The following is a 17,521-nucleotide window of genomic DNA, read 5'->3' as shown; positions in this document are numbered from 1 at the left end:
ATATTAAATAGGCGGGTACAACGTAACGTCTTGTGTACCTGTGTAATCGTACATATTCCAAGACAAGTGTATTGGCCTTTCCATTAAACCCCTGCTTTGTTCAGGACATTATTCATTTTATCAATATCTACGATGATATTATCAACGCCCCCTATCACTTTGGGAGGAAGCTCGATCTCACACTCCATATGGTAATAATCGAGATTAACGTAGCTTGCCAGCTTGCAAAAGAAAGAATCTCGCATCGTTCGGGCTGAGAACTCGATGACCTTAGTTCCGGAATGACAGAATAAAAAATTCGTATTGTTAGCCCCCGTAGGGGCAACGACAACCTTAACGGAAGAAAAGAGGTTAACTTGTTCCTGAATGGTCAAGCTGCCTAACAAAACTTTTTTAAATCCCTTCTTCTCGAGCACGTCCATGACCTCATTTTCGTTTATAACGAAACGGCCTTTTGCATCCTGCCGGCTGACATACAATCTCTCAAATCCTTTGACAGGAGTAACTGTACTCTGTTCCTTAAAACAGCTGCGTATATATTGACAAGCCCACCTCGGAACCCCACCGATCATGCATGGTACTGACGGAACAACCAGTCTGGCGGCCTGCAAGTGAAAACGCTCATCATCCACTATAACGACTTTTTCCAGAGGAATTCCTATTCTTTGCAATGATTCAATTTGAAAAGAGCCCGTAATCTTGCCAATCACATATTTGTCTATAGGAATGCCACTTTGCTCCAGCAAATGATATCTTGAAATGATATCGATCAGCCAGTGACCATAATTGCTTTGGGTATACGCTTGAATAGAGGGCATATTTAGCCCCCAGATCAACGTGGCTACCGTTTCCGGAGTATAGCTCGCTGAAGCAAGCTCCATGTCATAAGGAAATGGAAATTCGGTATCCTGTATCCGTTTATTGTTAGGTGTGACCACATAGGCATTACTCCCAAAAAGACGCCCGTTCGGAATAACGGCTACATAAGCTTCTTTGAAATGACAATCTAAGCTCCAGCGCGGTGGATCAACGCCTTTGGGGGTGGCAAGGTGCAGCGTTTCGGCAGGATAAATGACTTTGTAGTATTCGGAACGGAGAGCGGCATCCGCAAACGTCTCCTGTACCCAGCTCCATGTATCGGGATAATAGTCAACGGGTAATATCCGTTCCTCGTTAGTCGTCACGGCTTCATCCCTCCTAAATGGCGAGTTTATTGCCCCTCTTTTAGCCCCTGAGCAAAACCGGCATTAAAGCCCTCATTATATTTTTGGTCAAATGCTTCGTTATAGGCTTGCTGATATGTTGTCTTCAGAGGTGCTTTCCGCACAACAGGTGCTGTCCGTTTTCTTCTAGTCGGGATAACCAGGCGTTTCCGTTTAGGTTTAACTCTAGGACGGGAGACTACCGACCTCTTAACCCGCTTATTCAGCTTGCTTATTACACGCTTTTTACGTTTTCTCATGCAGTCACCCGCTTTCTATCGTTATGGATTGTTACTGCTGCGGAGTGTAGTACGACTTAAGTGCATCGTAAAATACCGCAACATACTGTTGGGCAATATCGTCCCATGACCCTGACGGATCGTTCATTCCCGAGATAGAGGATTGCTTGTATAGATCATAGCGCTCCAACAAAAGATCGAATGCTTTGGTAATGGAATTCGGCGACTCCGGATCAAACCATACGACATCTGCGCTGCGGTTCGATAGGTGCTCGCGCATAACCGGGATATCCGAACAGAGAACCGGAGTCCCCATACTTAGCGCTTCTTCCACCGGGTAGCTGCCTCCCCCTTCCGAGAGACTAGGCATGATTAAGGCATAAGCATTTTTTATCAATGGCGCCACATAAGGATCAGGTACCAAGCCTAAGGGATACAATTCTGTTAATAGCTTCAGCTCAAGTCTTTTGATTAGGGAAACCAGCGTGGAGTGGTAGGGGGTATCCGGCCAAGAGGGAGGCGTCAATCTGAGCTGTTCCGTTCCATGACCGAACAACACAAGAGGATGTTGATGGCGTTGAGCCCAGTTCGCGTAGCCTAGCAGCAGATTATAATGGTTTTTATGGGGAGAGATGTTGGCTGGGTATACGAGGTACTGGAATGGAAGCATCGTCTTAAGGGAAGCATCCACCGCTGGATTACTGGCATTCTGTACCGGCGAAATGGCATGTCGAACAATAACAGCAGACCTGCAATGTTCTCCGAAATGAGCCACAATTCTTGATTTTACGTGCTCTGAAGGCACGACGATTTTGGTACTCCGATCAAACCAGACTTTATATTGCTCCCAATGGGTTCTAATGACCGAGCCGGATAAGAAAGGAGGCGCAAAATCAAGAATGGTTGCATCATGAAACGTACAGATCATCGGCTTCTTGACGTCTACGAATTGAGGACCGTGAGGCCAGAATGTATAAACCACATGGCAATCTTTCATATAGGGATGATCTGAATTTGTGCGGATATCCTGCTCCTCGTAATGAATTTCAATGTTGTTATATTCGGTCGTATGGATCCGTTCTTTGAACCCCGTCTGAGCAGAGATGACAACACGAACTAATTGAATATTAGGCTGCCTTGCAATCGCAGTAACCAAATTGGCAAGCAACCTGCATCCTCCGCCAACGGAAACCATGGAACTCCAAATCAATATTTTCATATTATTGCTTCCTCTCTTCCGCCATTGCTTATTTCAATGAGCATAATAAGAGCTGCAGTCGGAAATACCCTAGTGATAACATATGCGTTTACGGCTATCACCTAATGGACGCTTATCTTGGATTCCCAAAAAAGGCGTATGTCCTTGAACATTTTTGTTTTGCTGGTCCCCATTCTGCATGAACAAGAACCCTCTACCGTTTTCGATAGAGGGTTTGTTCAATAGAAAGGAGCTCCTATTTATAGTCAAAAAGAGGACTGTACAGAAGCAAGCAATTGATTAAGGCAGTTCTCGACTTCTCCCAAAGCCTTCTTCAAGGCTAACGGGTCGACAGCGCCTGTAGCCAGCAACACGGTTTCAAGCCTTCCCGCAGCCGTCTCCAACTGGCCTGCTGCCAGATTTCCCGCTGCACCTTTCAGCGTATGTACGAGCCGCAGGGCTTCGTTATCTTTTCCTTCCTCCAATGCTTGCTGGAGCTGGTTATTAAAATCGTTATAGTCCCGCTCAAATGTTTTTAACATTTGCATGAAAATAGACACTCTGCCGTTCAATCGGTTTGCTACTTTTCTAATGTCGATCCCATCCAAGCTCGGCATTGAAGCGAATGCTTCGGGTGCGTGAACGTCGGTTGGAACAATGACAGAATGGCTGCCCGAATCTCTAAGCCATTTGCGAAGCGTTGCAAACATAGGTTCAATCTCAAGCGGCTTAGTAATGATATCATTCATTCCCATCTGCATATATTTCTCATGATCACTCCGAATCACGTTGGCAGTCATCGCGATTATCGGAATTTGATCATAACGAGAGAGACGACGTATTACCTGCGTCGTTTCGCAGCCGTCCATCTCAGGCATATGGATATCCATCAGTACGAGGTCCCAATCAGACATCTCCAGCTTCAGCAGCGCTTCCTTCCCATTGCAAGCAACCTCCACCTCATAGCCGTGCTGACGCAGCATTTCAAAGGCTACCTGTTGATTAATTTCATTGTCCTCAACCAGCAAAATCCGTTTGGTTTTTGTAGAGTTCTTTTTCCGTTCCGTGATCATGCGATCTTGTTCATCCTTATGTTCTCTAGGAGCGACGTAACGATCCAGAGCCGCTTCAATAGTACGGTATAGTTCGGGTCGAGTGAACGGCTTCAGTATGATCCCATCTGGACGATTTTCCACCGGCATCCCGAGCATTTCTTCTCGTCCGAATACGGTAGTCATAGCTAAAGTGATGATTCCCGCAGCTCGAGCTGCTTTTTGAAAAGTCATCCATGTCTCGGGTCCGTACATATCCGGCATTTCCATGTCCATCACTGCAATATGGCATCTCTGATTGGACTGAAGCATCGAGGATGCCTCTTTCCATGAACACATTGGGTATGGCTTCAATCCATAAGATTGAAGCATGCTGCAAAGATGCTCTCTCATAACAGAGCTATCCTCGACGATCCATACGAGTGGCTCCTCGGAAGCCGCAGGCAGATTATAGCTGATCATTTCGGATTGTTTGGAGCGTTGGAAGCGTACTGTAAAATGGAACGAGCTCCCTACACCAAACTCACTTTCCACCTCCAGCATGCCTCCCATCTTCTCGATTAAGAAGCTGGAAATAACAAGACCTAGTCCGGTTCCGCCAAATTTGCGGCTCATGGAGCCGTCCGCCTGAGTGAAGGGCTCGAACAAACGATCCAGCTGTTCACCAGAAATGCCGATGCCCGTATCGTTCACACTGAATTTCAGCAATAAGGAATCATGCAGCTCCTCAATAATCTCCAGTCGTACAATCACTTGGCCTTTGGAAGTAAATTTTAGTGCATTACTGCACAAGTTCAGCAAAACCTGTTCCAGACGAAGCGGGTCACCTATAAGTCCTGTTGGCATCCGCTCTGGAGTTTCTATAATAAGCTCGAATTGTTCCTTGCCCCCAAGAAACACGCTAATCGTCTCGGAAAGCTTATGGATGCAGTCATCGGGATGAAAAACAATCTGATCCAGCTCAAACTTGCCAGCCTCCATTTTGGAAAAATCCAAAATATCATTAATAATGCGAAGCAGTGTTTGAGCTGAGCCCGTAATATTCCTCAAATAATCGCTCTGAACCTCATTTAAATCCGTTTTTTGCATCAATTGGGATAAGCCAATAATACCGTTGAGCGGAGTGCGTATTTCATGACTCATCCGTGCCAGAAAAGCACCTTTAGCTGAATCGGCTTCTTCCGCTGCAAGCTTTGCATGAACAAGTTCCTGCTGCATTCTCATTTGCTCAGTAATATCTCTTGAAATGGCTACAACCCCGATGAATCGGCCTTCCCTATCCCTAATCCCGTTAGAATTATGGGACACAGCTACTCGTGATCCATCCTTGCGTACGAAATACCATTCGCGGTCATATGAAAACTGCGCATTTCTTAGCTCCATGAATACCGAGAGGTCCGGAGCCACTGGCCTTCCGAACTGTTCTGTCATCTGCTTTGCCATCTCTTTTATTTGCTCCGGATCGTGAAATAATAATGGCGTCGCTTTGTTAAGAACTTCTTCAGCTGTGTACCCTAGCAGCTTCTCAGCCGATTTACTGAAATAGTTGATCGTATAATTCGAATCCAATGAAATGATGGCAAAATCATTCTGGTTAATAATAGCCTCGAGCCGTTCAAATAGTACTTTGAGCTGAGCCATCATTCCGTTCACCGAACTGGCTAAAGCGGAGATCTCATCCTCATTGTTAATTTCAATCGGAGGAATATCGAATTGTCCTTCGGCTGCTTTCGCCGTTACTAAAGTAATTTCCCGAATTCGGATAATTTCTCTATTGAACAATACAGTAATCAACCACAGCATGATAAACTCCATTACCATGATTGTCAGCACTGTTTTAATAAGCAACTGGCTAAGCGGCTTTTCAAATTCTTGCAAAGGAACTTGAATCACCATATACCAAGGTGTCCCTATAATCGCAGAATAAAAAACCAGCTGCTCCGCATTACCTCTCATCGTGTGAGCAAATCCAAATTCATTGGTAAGAATTTCGTTCATGATGCTCTTTAAAGGCGAATCCGCATGCTTGATATTGGCATAGCCCATCATCCAAGAGTCGGGGTGATAAATAATCGTCCCATCTCTGGCAAACATCATAATCGTATCGGCGCTTCCGACTCTAAAATCGGTATGAAGCTTAAAGGCAGCTTCGACAGAAATTGAGGCGCTGATAATTCCAATCATTTTATCGTTTACTCCATAAACAGGTACTTGAAGTGTAAAGAGCATACCGCTGTTAGGAGCACTCCCCCGGAAGACATCTGTCACGACGCTCATACCCTGAAGTACCTTTGAATAGGTTGAAGAGGTGCTAATATTCATCACTTCCCCTGACGTCAACGTCAAGGAACCGCCCAACTCAGCAAAGCCAAGATCATAAAACATTCCCTTAGACCGCTCTACTTCCTTACGCAAATAAGCCATACGCTCCTCATCCGTACCGAAACGAACTTGACTCGTTCTGCTCATAACCTCGACTTCGGATAGTTTCGTTTCGATCCAGGCAGACAAGTTATAGGACCTTGACAAAACTTTAGCCGTTGCGTTTTCCTGGAGCGCATCCACAATTTGCTGCTTAGCCGTCCGATAGCTGCTGATTCCAATAAATAATAAAGAGAGACTCGTAATTAACGATACTAAAATCATCATTTTATTGCGAATCGATAGTTTTCTCATAAGCGTCCCCCTTTGGATGTGTTGGATTCAAAAACAAAAACTCCTAAGGATGGCCCTTAAGAGTTGCCCATATACTTATATCCGATTCCCCATACGGTCTTAATCAACTTAGGCTCTTTGGGGTCCAGCTCGACTTTCTTGCGCAGATTGGCAATGTGCACGTCAATAGAACGGTCATTCACAAAGGAATCAATGCCTCTCAAAGCATTTATCAACTCATCTCTGCTGAACACCTTTTCCTTATTAGCTACAAAAAGCTTCATGATCTCAAATTCCGAATACGTCGTCTCCACGAAAGCTCCGTTCACATAAATGGCTCTACGCTCGTGGTCCATCGTTACTGGCTCTCCATCCTCCAAAACGGCTCCCGCGGCAATGGCCTGAACGACTTCCATTTCTGGCTGGTGATATTGCATTTGTGAGCGGCGTATTAACGCGGCTACTCTCGCGGTAAGCTCTCTCATACTGAATGGCTTACATAAATAATCATCAGCCCCCGCAACCAAGGCATCAACACGATCCAATACTTCCGTTTTCATCGATACGGCCAAAATCGGTACGGTAGACACTTTGCGCATCTCCATGCACAGCTCTATACCGCTAATATCCGGAAGCATGATGTCTAGAATGACTAAATCAGGAAGAAACCGTTCTAGAATGAGCAGGCCTTCCTTGCCATTCTCAGCTCTTTCCACGGAGTACCCTTCTTCCGATAAATACATCGTCGACATTTCACCGACCATATGATCATCTTCAATTAATAAAACTTTGTACATCCACGGCCCTCCTATTCATTAAAATGTTAGAAAAGTGTTAGAAAAGTCAGCTTTTTTTTAATGTTTACTTTATATTTAATACATTCTTTTTTCGTATGCTTTAGTTTTAATATGTGAATCTATTGTCTTACTACTAATATACTATATTTAGGAAAAATCCGTCTATTATTCTTTACAAATAGTAAAAAAACGCTACACAAAAAGCCGCAGCTATTGCCGCGACTTTATTTTCGTTACGATATATTATTCAATTGTTTTGGCTTCCAAAAGTCGTTGTCCCGCAGCCATGGCACTTCCAACAATACCTGCGTCATCAATCATTTGAGCCTGCGAAATGGTGAGCCGATCCCAATACCCGGCGTATACCGATTTCTTTAATTGCTCACGCATCGGCGTAAACAATCGTTCTCCGGCTAATGCAGCTCCTCCGCCAATGACAATAATATCCGGACTGTATAAAGTAACAGCCGCCGCAAGCCCTTTTCCCAACAGCATTCCAGTATGGTTCATGACCTCAACTGCAAGAGGGTCCTTAGCATCATAAGCTTTTGACACATCTGCAGCAGTTATGCTTGCATTCGGACTGGCTTCCAGCCATTCTCTCATTATACTGTCACGCCCAGCAGCTAGCTGCTCTCTTGCCTGACGAGCGATACCCGTTGCCGAAACAACCGTTTCCAGACACCCCTGCAAGCCGCAGCCACATTCATATTGAATTTCCGGAAAAGGAATATGACCGAGCTCTCCAGCCATATAGCCGCCGCCATAATACAAGTGCCCCCGGTTCACCATCGCCGCGGCCAATCCGGTACCTATGGTAATTCCAAGCACATGATCATACCCTTTAGCTGAACCAACAGCTGCTTCTCCATACACATACATTCTAACATCATTATCGATAAAAGTCGGTATTCCCGTACGTTTACGAATCTCTTCGGCTGTCGGCACCTGAGTCCATCTCAAATTGCTAGCGAATAAGGTGATGCCTTTGTCCGGATCTATAAAACCAGGGGTACCTACTCCAATAGCCTTAACCTCGTGATGCTTCACGCCCGCTGCACGAAGCAGTTCCTCGACCATTCCGCTAATTTTATCAAAGACGTATCCGCTTCCAAGGTGTGCTTCGGTTGGCTGTTTGATTTTATTCAACAGGCTGCCGTTTTCATCAACCAATCCGCATACTATGTTGGTACCGCCAATATCCATTCCTATCATTAAGCCCATCGTTTCTCCCCAATCCTTCCCTGATGCTTAGCTTTGAGAATTCGCAACATACACTTCCACGTTGGCTTCAGCCAAGGCTGTTGACAACTCAGTACTGAACACAGCATCCGTAATGCATCCGTCCAAAGACGAGAGCGGCACTATGCCGAACAATGAGGCTTTACCAACCTTCGAGTGATCGATAACCGCGAACGTTCGGTTGGAGCGCTGAATAAGCAGTCTTGCGATTTGCGCTTCAAGCTCAGAGTACGTCGTTACTCCCTGTTCCAAAGCGAAACCATCTGCCCCCATGAACATTTTACCGATATTCAAGCCTTCAACTATTTTTTCCGCTAACGGCCCGCACAGCTCAAAGCTATTTTTACGCATGACGCCACCTGTCAGCACAACCTGAACCCCATCACTATCAGCGAGCTCCATTGCAATATTAACCGCGTTGGTAACAACGGTAATATTCCTTCTTGCCTTTATTTCCTTGGCTATCAAATAGGTCGTTGTACCGCCGGTTAGACCGACTACATCGCCTTCCTCAATTAACGAAGCGGCTTTTGCTGCAATCGTTTCTTTCTCGACCCACAGCAGCTGTCTTTTCTCATTAAAAGAAGCCTCACGCAAACCGGAAATTCCTTCGAATTGAGCTCCACCAATGGTTCGAATAACAGCCTCCGTTTTAACCAAATAATCAAGGTCACGACGTGCCGTCGCTTCTGAGCAGCGAAACTTGTCCATAATATCTTGGATAGTGATTCTGCCCTGCGTTTTCAAAACCGTCAAAATTTTACTGCGTCTTTCTTCTCCTTTGGACAAATCCTGGTCGCCCATATACACTTCAACTCCAACTGCCGATTCAATTTGAATACCATTCCGATTTTGATGGTTATGTCGATATTATAGGGGTTTATTTTGACAATTTCAATCATTTCCTTGATTTCTTCTTGCAAAACATCCAAATCTAGTCGATAGTGCAAAAAAAACGCGAAGGTCTCACGACCTTCGCGCTTTTTCTTAAACAATAATTAAAAGATTAGTTGTTATAACCAAATTCAACCCAAGTTCTAACTTGATCCGCTGCTTTAGCTTTTGCTGCTGCTACAACATCAGCATCAGGAGATAATCCGTCAATGTACTGGTTGACTGGGCTCATCAAACGTTCAAACAACTCCATACTGGAAATTCCAGTAGCCGTTGCTAAGCTTGCACCTTGGTCAATCATATCTTGGATTTCATAATTTTCTTTATCAGCAATCGTAGCCGCGTCAGAAACGATACCTTTCAATCTTGCATCCAACTGTGAGCTAATATTGTTAGCTTGCTCAGTGACTTTTCCAGTATAACCGGCTGTCGACAAGATTTCGCTGATTTTCAATCCGGCTTCGCTTTTAGCTTTTGCCACTAAGTCAGCATCAATTGCATTTTGATCTGCAGCAGTATTGATTTCCTGTTGTATAGTATCATTTAATTTAGTGGAAAGATCCGCTTGTGTTAATCCAACAGCTTGTGGCAATGTTTTTCCAGACTGAAGGTCTGCTATCACGTCACTATAGTTTTTGTCCGCAATTGTAGCAGCATCACTAATAATAAGTGCCAGACGGTTATTAACGATAGCATCCAGACCTACATTACTTTGTGGTTGTTGACTTGCCTGATGATAGCCACCTGCTGTTGCAATTGCTTCACTGATCAGGCTTGCAGCATCAGCTTTGGCTTTTTGAACTTTCTCTGCATCAATAGGAAGCTGCCCAACCGCATTATCGATGCTTTGGTTCATTAATGTAACCAAAGCTTCGTACAATGTAGCTCTATCAATACCAGATGCATAAACTAAGGAATATCCAGAATCCAATTTTGAAGTAAGGTTTTCATAATCTTCGTTAGCAATAGCTGCAGTATCTGATGCGATAATATTGAGACGTTGTTTAATGACAGCATCAAAATTTACATTTGCATTTTTCAACTCAGGCTGATACCCAGGAACGACGATCGCTTCACTGATTTGACGAGCACCTTCTTCACGCAGCTGTTGAACTTCTTCAGAAGTCAAGTTGCTAGTTGAAGCATTGTCCACATACCAGTTGAAGTTATTAATTAATTGATCTTTCAATTCACCGGCACCTAATCCGGAAGCCTGCACTAAGTTCTTGCCAGAGTAAAGATCCGATCTAACGTATTCTTCATCTTTGTCTGCCACCCAAGATGTGTAAGTAGCCAGGTTGCGAAGGTAGCTCGCAATGATAGAGGAGCTTGCTGCTGTTTGCTGCACTTCAGCCGCATAAGCCGGTTTAGCTTGAGGTGCGTAAGCAAAGCCTCCAAGTAATAATGCTGCTGCAACCCCACCAGTAATAGTTTTTCTTGCTAGACGTTTTGTGTTCATTGATCTCTCTCCATTCCTTCTATTTCTATATATTTCGTATAAGAAATATTTCTATACGAAATATATCACAGTTAAAGTTGTTTGTGAATTACTTTTTACGAACTTTCGTGAATGTTTTATGAACTTCATTTACAATTTTTTAACGTTCTCGCTAATCCGATTTAGCGTCGCGCTAAACTGCTGCATTTCATCCAACGAAAGCCCTGTTAACCAACAGCCGATGACTTCTTTTTCTTTATCCAACAGCTGCTGCAGCATTTCCTTGCCCGACTCTGTAATTACGAGACAAACAACTCTCCGGTCATCCAAGCTTCTTTCTCTTTGAAGATAGCCACTGTGAATCAGTTTATCGCACAGCAAAGTAACCGCACTCGACGACAAAGACAAACTCTCCGCCAATTGCGATACTTTCAATGAGCCGTAAAATTCAACTGTCTGAAGGGCACTCACCTGGGACCCGGAAAATCGGCGATCCACATATTTACTGTAGGAAACCAGTCTTCTCATGATGCGCCTGGACGTTTCCTCCAATTGTTCAAGCACTAAGTGTTCCGTTTCCATCTAATGACTCCTCTTCATACCATCAATTTAAATCCCGCGCCTCCTAGAGCAGGAAACGCGGGACAAGTCTTAGCTTATTTAAATACAGCTACCAAACGTTTGGCTACACCGAATTCCGTTTCAATAGCTTCGTACATCTGGATAGTCAAATTGGTATCTTGATAATCCGCACGAACTTTGTTAAAGTCTACGATCACTTCACCAGACACCAATTTGTTGATACCGCCGCTATCGGTAAAGGCCAAATCATTTTCGGCCAGCGTACGACCTGCGGAATCGACCAGAGCAACCTTCATTTTGGAGAAGTCTTGATCGACTACAACATTATCCGTCTGTTTGATATCCAAGTTCATTTTCAGCTTATAGCCGTAAGTAACTTGAGGGTTCGTTGAACTTACCAAGTTCGTATAAGCTTGAATGCTCCAGTTTTCTACCTTCACTTGGAACGGATAGAAGGAAAGAACATCACCAGGCTGAGCAAGTGGCTGCATCGTGACGTTCAAGGCAGCAATGGCAGATTTATAAGGAGCTGCCGTTTGCGTATCAGAGAGCTTCAGAACCATCGTTTGGCCCTCCTCCGTGTTAGGCACGATGAAGGAGTAGCTCACAATATGAGACAGCTTAGGCATAAGCTGTTTCGGAGGATTGACCTGTCTGCTGCCAGCATAGCTTACGCCTTGCGCAGTATTCAACTCAGCTCCCAATGCTGGAACAGGAATCGGAGAGTCGCTTTTGTTCGTGAGTCTGAATTTGGCAACTGCTGTTTTATAGCCGATACCTTGGTTTTCGTGCATGGTCAGCTCAACCAAAGAAACATCAACATCGGAATTAACCGCTTTGCTTAATGTATCGAACGCAATGTTAGTGTTGTAAGTGTAATCGACTGCTTGCAAGCCGGAAGGAACTTTGGCACCTTCAGGCAGAACGATTTGAATACGTCCAACCGTATAGTTGACTGCTGTGCTTTGTCCTTTAGCATCGGTTTGCACAAAGCTCTCCGGTGTCAGCACATTGACAGTTTTCAATACCGTATCTTGATTGGTTTCAATCGCATAATGAACGTATTTCTTCTCATTAGGCTCCACTGTAACCTTCGCTTGTTCGATCTGCTTGCCTTGGAAGGAAGATGTTCCGTCTTTACCTTCCAAAATTAGATCCGGAACGGTAACGGTGGAAGTTCCTTTATTTTCTACCATCAGCTTAACGACGTAGGCTGTTTTTTGCCCGTTATTTTGCTTATCCATATCGATAGTCGTATAAGTTAAAGGAAGATTGCTGGAAGAAATAGTGAAAGCATCGCCCCAATTCTTGATGGCACTTGGATCCGTAATGACCGCATCGCTGCCAGCCCAGCCCAACCCGGAGATAGGAACTGTCAATACAGGTGTTTCTGTCTTAGGATATACGTTCCAATCCACATCAACCCATTGAAGCTCGGACAAGGCGACTGCATCTTTATTATCGAGCTTAATCATATAGCTGAGCTCATTTTCCGACATAGGAAGTGCTGAGTGAACATTCGTCGAGCTGCCGATTAATGTGTACACAGTACCGTCGTTTGTTTTGACGCGAAGCTCGTAATCCGGTACGCGTTTGGAAACGGCGCTGTCGTTTTTCAGATTGACGACAATACCGATCTTAACTCCATCGGACGTTTTTTCATTGAGTACGCTTTTGACCTGCACGCTGAGCGAGTCGCCCAACTGCTGGTAGACTGGTGCATTCACGACGGAGACTTGACCTGCCTCATCGGCCCATACGGAAGCAATAGGCATCGATGCTGTGGACATGACTAAGGTGAACGCCAATGCTGTTTTTCCCCATACGTTTTTCATTGATTGTTTCCTCCAGATGTTTGCTAAATTTTATAATGATTAAGCTTTGACTGGTTCTACTTGTATTCCTGCGGCTGCCGGCTTCCCTGATGGTGATGCTTCTTCCGGTGCCTTTGCTGGAGCAGGCTGTTCTTTAGGCTTCTTCTTATCTCTTAATAAAAAGATTAATGGAATGCATATAAATGCTGGTATTGCCGAAATATAGAAGGTATCGGCGATCCCGCGAACCAAGGCTTCCTTCTGCATGAAGCCGGCAATATAAGTAGCGGCTGTACCGCTGGCCGTAGCCGAATCGACTCCGCCCTGCATCAACGCACCGGACAATGCCGACATCACACTACTTGCCGCCTCTGAAGTGCTAGGCACATTCTCTGCGATCCGGAAATTATGAAAGTATTGGCGCGAGCTCATAATGGTCGTTAAGATGGCAATCCCCATGGACGCCATAACTTGACGGAACACGTTAGACAATGGAGATGCATCATTGATTTGCTCTTTAGGTACGGCACCCATACCAACAGTTGAAATAGGCATCATACAAAGTCCGATACCAAAACCGCGAATAGTTAGAACGACATTGATCCATAAATGCGACGTATCTCCTGTCAACCTATGCAGCTCATATGTCGTAACGCCCAAGATCAAAAGCCCTACAATACCAAGAGGCAAAATGCCAAGCTTTGTCAACAGCTTACCACTGATAGGCATCATTAATGCCATTGCGATGGATTGCGGCAGCAGCAAAATACCGGAATCCATAGCCGTCATTCCTTGAACATTCTGCAGGTAGATAGGCATGAGGAAGGTACCTCCCATCATGGCCATCATGACAAGACCCGCTGTCAACGTACTCGCTGAAAACTTAAGATTCTTAAATATTCTTATGTTCAACAAAGGCTGTGGTGTTGTCAATTCGACCCATAGCAGCAGCGCCAAGCTAACAACAGCGACATAGAACAAACTAACAATATAGAGTGAAGTCCATCCTTCCGATTGCCCTTTACTGAGCGCCAGCAAAAGGGAACCGAAGAAGGTTACCGAAAAGATAGCCCCCGCAAGATCGAACTTTAGCTTCGGATTCGTCGGACTCTCCTTCAGCAGCATATAACATGCAATTGCTGCAATGACTCCGATAGGCACATTAAGAAAGAAAAGCGTTCTCCAGCTGTAATATTGAACCAGATAGCCCCCAAGAGTTGGCCCAAGCGCCGGGGCAACCATCGCGGCTACCCCCCATATCCCCATTGCAAGGCCGATTTGCTGACGCGGAACTATCGTATACATAACCGTCATCCCGACAGGCATGATGAAACCGCCAGCCAAACCTTGAAATATCCGAAAAGCGATCAAGCTCGAATCGTTCCATGCAATACCGCATAAGAACGAACCGATGGTAAAACCGATTACGGATAAAACAAGCAGCTTCTTACTTCCGAAGCGGGCAGAGAGGAAACCGCTCGCTGGAATAACTACGGCTGAGGCCAGCATAAATCCAGTAACAACCCATTGTATGGTTGCGGTCGGTACCCCGAATACGGTAGAGAGCTTCGGCAGGGCTACGTTGACCAAGCTGCTGCTGAGCACGGACACGAAAGTAGCTAGTATAATAGCGACCAGCGGCAGCCAGAAGCTGGGTTCATGGTTCTCATCAACTTGAGGAGCTTCTGTGTTTTGAGACTTTTCAGCCACGGTAACGCCCCCTATTCCACCTTCACCTTACTGCCGTCCGCCAATTGATCTGTTGGATTGATGATAATTTGTGCATTAGCCTTTAGGTTTGCATTATCTTTTACATAAACCCAATCTGCATTTTTGTCAGTTGTAGTGACTTCAACCAGTTTGGCTGTACCGTCTTGGACAGCGTAGACGAAGGTTTTATTATCTTTTTTAATCAATGCTGATTTCGGTACTTCCAATCCGTTCTTCTGATCGGTATCCTTCATGTGCACCTCAGCAAGCATTCCCGCAAGAAGCATGCCTTCCGTATTATCGATGGTCACTTTGACAGGGAAAGTCGTGCTGTTAGGATTCGAAACAGGGCTTACGAAGTAAATCTTGCCTGCGAATGTTTTGTTAGGCACATTGCTTACTTTAACTTCCACATCAGAACCAGCCTTGATCTTACTGATTTGTGTTTCTGGAACGCTAAGTTCTACTTGAACTGGATTCATCTTGACCACCGTCATTAAAGCAACGCCGGGTTGTGCCATTTCACCTGGTTGAATGCTGCGTTTTACAACTATGCCATCTGTAGGAGACATAATCGTCGCATTTGTCAAAGCGCTGTTCGCAAGCTCCACACCTGCCGTCGTACGGTTCACATCGGCTTGCAAAGCTTCAATCGTGTTACCGGTAGCACCGCTCTTCGTGAGTTCCAGCTTCGATTGCGCTGCAGAAACTTGAGCTTGTGCGGCTGTCTGTTGAGCTTGTGTCTGATCAAATGCCGCTTTAGCTTTTTCGTACTCGAACGTGCCTTTATCCAAATCCTCTTTAGTAACAGTATTAGTGCTGTCATACATGTTTCTTAGACGGTTATATGTTTTTTGCGATAGATCAAAACCCGATTTAGCTTGATCAACTGCCGCAGTCACTTGATCTAACGAAGCTTGCGCCGCTTTTACTGCACTTTCCAATCCTTGAATCTCCTGACTTCTTGCTCCAGCCTGTGTATCGGCAAGCTTGGCTTGGGAAGCAACTAATGCTGCTTCAGCCTGCTTCACCTGCTGGGTTAAATCGTCGGTCTCCAGTTGGACGAGCAGATCGCCTTTTTTCACGACAGCTCCCTCATCCACTGCTACATTCGATACTTTGCCGCCTAATTTGGCTACTACCTTGACTTCTTGATCAGGAATAATTTTTCCGCTTAATCCGGAATCCACGCTTTGCCCTAATTTAATGGCTTTGACCGATATTTCCTGTGCTGCATTAGCTTTGCTGTTAACATCGCCGCATCCAGGCAGAGCAAACGCAACGGCTAATGAAAGGATCGCCGGGATCCATGTCATCTGTTTTTTTCTCATGGTTGTTTTCCCTTACCCTTTCAAATGAATTTTAATAGTAGTACTCATACCTGGAGCGATCGCAAGTCCATTCTGACTATCGATGGAAATTTTAATCGGTATGCGTTGTGTGACTTTGGTAAAGTTACCGCTCGTGTTCGTAGCAGGAAGCAGAGAAAAAGTCGCTGCTGTCGCTTCACCGATTTCTTTTACTTTTCCCGTTAACGTAGCTCCAGGGAATGTATCCACCGAGAACTCAACCGTTTGTCCGACCTTCACTCGGTTAATATCTCCCTCTTCAATGTTCGCCGAAATGTACAAGTCTTTTTTGTTGACGATCATAGCGACCGTCTGTCCAGGAGAGACAACTTCGCCTACCTTCGACATCGTTTTGATGACCGTTCCCTCAATCGGAGAGCGCAGTGCTGCTTGATCCAGATTGCTCGTAGCCAAATTCGTATTATCCTGCTGCCCTACAATCTGGTCAGATAACACCGTGTCTCCTTCATTAATAGGAAGAGCTGTTAACTTACCGGATATCCGGGGCATAACGCGATAAATATCGCCTGTAATCCTTGAATCTTCCGATTTAATAAAATAATGCCCTTGATACCAGTAGGTGTACCCTATACCCCCAGCAGCGATAACAGCAACCGCAAGGATGATGGACAAGACTTGTTTCTTCTTCATGTTTTCTCCTCAACCTTCTTCTCTAAATAAGTAGTCAGCAGATCTAACGATCGGACAATCGTATCCAATTCTTCCTGATTTAAATCCGCCAACAAATTCTCATAGAAGCTCTCTTGAAAAAAATGGAGCTTTTCTTTCTCTGCTTCGATCTTGCTTGTTCGTCTAATCCAGACGATGCGCCGATCCGTTTCGTCCCGAACCCGTTCAAGCCATCCGTCACGCTCCAGTCGGTCAATAATCCCGGATACCGTGCTGTAAGAAAGCTGGGTGCATTCCGAAATTTGCCCGATGGTTTTACGTTCAAAATACACTTGCCCGATCGTAGCGATTTGAGGAGTTGTTAACCCGATTTCCTTAAGGTCCTTCCCCATCGTTGCATTAAAAATTTTCGTCAGCTTTCGTATAGAATGGCCGATTTGCATAGCTCTGCTCAATTTGATCAACCCTCCGATTTATTTCGTAGGCGAAATATTCATACACAAAAATATACCACACCGAAAGAGGTTGAACAAGGTAGGTTTGTTAACATTACCCGGCGAAAAACCCGATCTTGTCGGTTTATTTTTCGATGAGATAGCTAGCTTAGTTTGTGTTTTATGATGATGCCGAAATCGGCTGTTCTACACGCTATGTAAGCCCCCTTCCGACTAAAAAAAATGATTCTAGTCCGAAACTATTTCGTACAAGAAATATTTCTA

General features: G+C 44.9%; 14 protein-coding genes. All 14 read right to left on the bottom strand.

Annotated features, from left to right (window positions below):
* Nucleotides 1-83 precede the first annotated feature (83 nt).
* The 14 genes from QMA13_RS09690 to QMA13_RS09625 all read right to left on the bottom strand — a co-directional run bounded on the left by QMA13_RS09690 (nucleotide 84) and on the right by QMA13_RS09625 (nucleotide 17,257).
* Nucleotides 84-1,184: a glycosyltransferase family 61 protein gene (locus tag QMA13_RS09690; RefSeq protein ID WP_282941167.1), complete on the bottom strand. Its 1,101-nt coding sequence runs from the start codon at nucleotides 1,182-1,184 to the stop codon at nucleotides 84-86.
* 26 nt (nucleotides 1,185-1,210) lie between these two features.
* A complete protein-coding gene (locus QMA13_RS09685) occupies nucleotides 1,211-1,462 on the bottom strand; it encodes a FliH/SctL family protein (RefSeq protein ID WP_282941166.1) in 252 nt (83 codons plus the stop codon).
* Between the two features lie 31 nt (nucleotides 1,463-1,493).
* Complete coding sequence (locus QMA13_RS09680; protein ID WP_282941165.1) at nucleotides 1,494-2,660, bottom strand: glycosyltransferase; 1,167 nt, start codon at nucleotides 2,658-2,660, stop codon at nucleotides 1,494-1,496.
* Between the two features lie 245 nt (nucleotides 2,661-2,905).
* Nucleotides 2,906-6,367 carry a response regulator gene (locus tag QMA13_RS09675; protein ID WP_282941164.1) on the bottom strand — a complete coding sequence of 1,154 codons (3,462 nt, stop codon included), beginning with the start codon at nucleotides 6,365-6,367 and terminating at the stop codon, nucleotides 2,906-2,908.
* A 56-nt stretch (nucleotides 6,368-6,423) separates the two neighbouring features.
* Nucleotides 6,424-7,143, bottom strand: a complete 720-nt coding sequence (locus QMA13_RS09670) for a response regulator transcription factor (RefSeq protein ID WP_282941163.1) — start codon at nucleotides 7,141-7,143, stop codon at nucleotides 6,424-6,426.
* Nucleotides 7,144-7,386: 243 nt separating this feature from the next.
* Entirely contained in the window at nucleotides 7,387-8,367 is a 981-nt protein-coding gene (locus tag QMA13_RS09665) for an ROK family protein (protein ID WP_282941162.1), read from the bottom strand.
* A 27-nt stretch (nucleotides 8,368-8,394) separates the two neighbouring features.
* Nucleotides 8,395-9,189: a DeoR/GlpR family DNA-binding transcription regulator gene (locus tag QMA13_RS09660; RefSeq protein ID WP_282941161.1), complete on the bottom strand. Its 795-nt coding sequence runs from the start codon at nucleotides 9,187-9,189 to the stop codon at nucleotides 8,395-8,397.
* 202 nt (nucleotides 9,190-9,391) lie between these two features.
* Nucleotides 9,392-10,738: a hypothetical protein gene (locus QMA13_RS09655; RefSeq protein WP_282941160.1), complete on the bottom strand. Its 1,347-nt coding sequence runs from the start codon at nucleotides 10,736-10,738 to the stop codon at nucleotides 9,392-9,394.
* 129 nt (nucleotides 10,739-10,867) lie between these two features.
* A complete protein-coding gene (locus QMA13_RS09650) occupies nucleotides 10,868-11,299 on the bottom strand; it encodes a MarR family winged helix-turn-helix transcriptional regulator (protein ID WP_282941159.1) in 432 nt (143 codons plus the stop codon).
* Between the two features lie 74 nt (nucleotides 11,300-11,373).
* The gene (locus QMA13_RS09645; RefSeq protein WP_282941158.1) at nucleotides 11,374-13,134 is read right to left on the bottom strand and encodes a hypothetical protein; all 1,761 of its coding nucleotides are present in this window, start codon (nucleotides 13,132-13,134) and stop codon (nucleotides 11,374-11,376) included.
* Between the two features lie 39 nt (nucleotides 13,135-13,173).
* Nucleotides 13,174-14,823, bottom strand: coding sequence for a DHA2 family efflux MFS transporter permease subunit (locus QMA13_RS09640; protein WP_481858154.1), 1,650 nt, complete (start codon nucleotides 14,821-14,823; stop codon nucleotides 13,174-13,176).
* Between the two features lie 11 nt (nucleotides 14,824-14,834).
* The gene (locus QMA13_RS09635) at nucleotides 14,835-16,154 is read right to left on the bottom strand and encodes an efflux RND transporter periplasmic adaptor subunit (RefSeq protein ID WP_282941157.1); all 1,320 of its coding nucleotides are present in this window, start codon (nucleotides 16,152-16,154) and stop codon (nucleotides 14,835-14,837) included.
* Nucleotides 16,155-16,166: 12 nt separating this feature from the next.
* On the bottom strand, nucleotides 16,167-16,823 hold the full coding sequence (locus tag QMA13_RS09630; RefSeq protein WP_282941156.1) for an HlyD family secretion protein: 657 nt from the start codon (nucleotides 16,821-16,823) through the stop codon (nucleotides 16,167-16,169).
* Nucleotides 16,820-17,257: a MarR family winged helix-turn-helix transcriptional regulator gene (locus QMA13_RS09625; protein WP_282941155.1), complete on the bottom strand. Its 438-nt coding sequence runs from the start codon at nucleotides 17,255-17,257 to the stop codon at nucleotides 16,820-16,822. The genes QMA13_RS09630 and QMA13_RS09625 overlap by 4 nt, the downstream gene beginning before the upstream one ends.
* Between the last annotated feature and the right edge of the window lie 264 nt (nucleotides 17,258-17,521).

Source organism: Paenibacillus sp. RC67 (assembly GCF_030020805.1).
Classification (GTDB): domain Bacteria; phylum Bacillota; class Bacilli; order Paenibacillales; family NBRC-103111; genus Paenibacillus_S.
The sequence above is the reverse complement of the archived record's forward strand: the minus strand, read 5'-3'. Positions and strand labels throughout refer to the sequence as shown.

Coding starts and splice junctions, on each gene's coding strand:
- QMA13_RS09685 (WP_282941166.1), bottom strand. CDS start 1,462: ATGAGAAAACGTAAAAAGCGTGTAATAAGCAAGCTGAATAAGCGGGTT.
- QMA13_RS09680 (WP_282941165.1), bottom strand. CDS start 2,660: ATGAAAATATTGATTTGGAGTTCCATGGTTTCCGTTGGCGGAGGATGC.
- QMA13_RS09675 (WP_282941164.1), bottom strand. CDS start 6,367: ATGAGAAAACTATCGATTCGCAATAAAATGATGATTTTAGTATCGTTA.
- QMA13_RS09670 (WP_282941163.1), bottom strand. CDS start 7,143: ATGTACAAAGTTTTATTAATTGAAGATGATCATATGGTCGGTGAAATG.
- QMA13_RS09665 (WP_282941162.1), bottom strand. CDS start 8,367: ATGGGCTTAATGATAGGAATGGATATTGGCGGTACCAACATAGTATGC.
- QMA13_RS09660 (WP_282941161.1), bottom strand. CDS start 9,189: ATGGGCGACCAGGATTTGTCCAAAGGAGAAGAAAGACGCAGTAAAATT.
- QMA13_RS09655 (WP_282941160.1), bottom strand. CDS start 10,738: ATGAACACAAAACGTCTAGCAAGAAAAACTATTACTGGTGGGGTTGCA.
- QMA13_RS09650 (WP_282941159.1), bottom strand. CDS start 11,299: ATGGAAACGGAACACTTAGTGCTTGAACAATTGGAGGAAACGTCCAGG.
- QMA13_RS09645 (WP_282941158.1), bottom strand. CDS start 13,134: ATGAAAAACGTATGGGGAAAAACAGCATTGGCGTTCACCTTAGTCATG.
- QMA13_RS09635 (WP_282941157.1), bottom strand. CDS start 16,154: ATGAGAAAAAAACAGATGACATGGATCCCGGCGATCCTTTCATTAGCC.
- QMA13_RS09630 (WP_282941156.1), bottom strand. CDS start 16,823: ATGAAGAAGAAACAAGTCTTGTCCATCATCCTTGCGGTTGCTGTTATC.